General features: G+C 34.5%; 2 protein-coding genes and 1 pseudogene. All 3 read left to right on the forward strand.

All coding sequences use genetic code 11. The annotated features are described in order from the left end of the window. Positions 1–198 (forward strand): annotated as a pseudogene (locus tag AC1DUW_RS29925) (DUF4181 domain-containing protein); the annotation flags it as partial. Further along, positions 156–362 carry a DUF4181 domain-containing protein gene (locus AC1DUW_RS29930; protein ID WP_477644322.1) on the forward strand — a complete coding sequence of 69 codons (207 nt, stop codon included), beginning with the start codon at positions 156–158 and terminating at the stop codon, positions 360–362. The pseudogene AC1DUW_RS29925 and the gene AC1DUW_RS29930, both read left to right, overlap by 43 nt. A 254-nt stretch (positions 363–616) precedes the next feature. Continuing rightward, a partial coding sequence (map, locus tag AC1DUW_RS29935) for a type I methionyl aminopeptidase (RefSeq protein ID WP_477644323.1) occupies positions 617–1,122 on the forward strand: 506 nt, incomplete at its 3' end.

Genomic DNA, 1,122 nt, shown 5'->3' on the forward strand with positions numbered 1-1,122 from the left:
GTGGAATTTTTGTTGTTTATTATGCTTATAATTTTAATACTCTTCTTAGAAAAAATAATAAATAAATTAGTTGGTGTTGAAAAGAAAAAGATTTCGGAAACTTCTGGCAAGAATGTTGACCGATGGGGAAGAGGCATTATCTTAGTTATCTTTTTATGTACTCTACCGTTTGTTATTACAAAGGATACAAAATTATAAAGTGGTATTGGATACTCTATTTTGTTCTAATATTAGGATTTCAATCTATTCTGGAGTGGAAGTACCTTAAGAACTCAAAACAATATGTTACTACACTTATTCTTCTAATGTTAGGCATAATATTTTTTTATAATATTGAGTATTTGCTGGAGTTAGGTTTCTGAACAAATCAGAAAAAATAAGATATTGTGAAATATTGTACTTAAACTAACGGGTGCGTTAGCGCCATAAGAAGGCCGCCAATTGGCGGCCTTTTGAACGTATGATTCTTAGCATTATCACACATTCAAATTCAAGTGGAAAAGTATGATACAATCAAGGCTTTTGAATGTTATGATTAAGAAAATCTGGTGGCAGATGTTATGGCATAGAAGGAATTAATTGCAGAGTCTATGAAAAAAAAATGAGGTGAAGAAAAATGGTTGCAAAAACAGAAGAAGATTTTAATGGTTTGAAGGAAATTGGCAAAATTGTTGCCTCCATTAGAGATGAATTGGTACAAAGAACAATTCCTGGCATAACGACCAAAGAACTTGACGATATAGCCGGAGAGCTTTTAGAGAAAGCAGGTGCAGTTTCAGCCCCAAAAGGTGAATATGATTTTCCTGGCTATACTTGCATTAGTGTTAATGAAGAAGTGGCACATGGCATTCCGGGTCCTCGAGTTATTCATGAAGGAGATTTAGTAAATATAGATGTTTCTGGTTCCAAAAACGGTTATTTCGCAGATACAGGAATCTCGTTTGTAGTAGGCGAAGGAGAAGCAGTATTAACCAAAATATGCGACGTTGCTAAAAAGGCATTTGAAGCAGGTCTTAAGAAAGTAAAACCCGGTTCCAAAAAAAGTAGAATCGGAAAAGCAGTATTCGAAACAGCGAGACAGCATGGATTCACTGTTATCAAAAACCTTACAGGACATGGTGT

The organism is Peribacillus sp. P4_C12 (assembly GCF_056402095.1).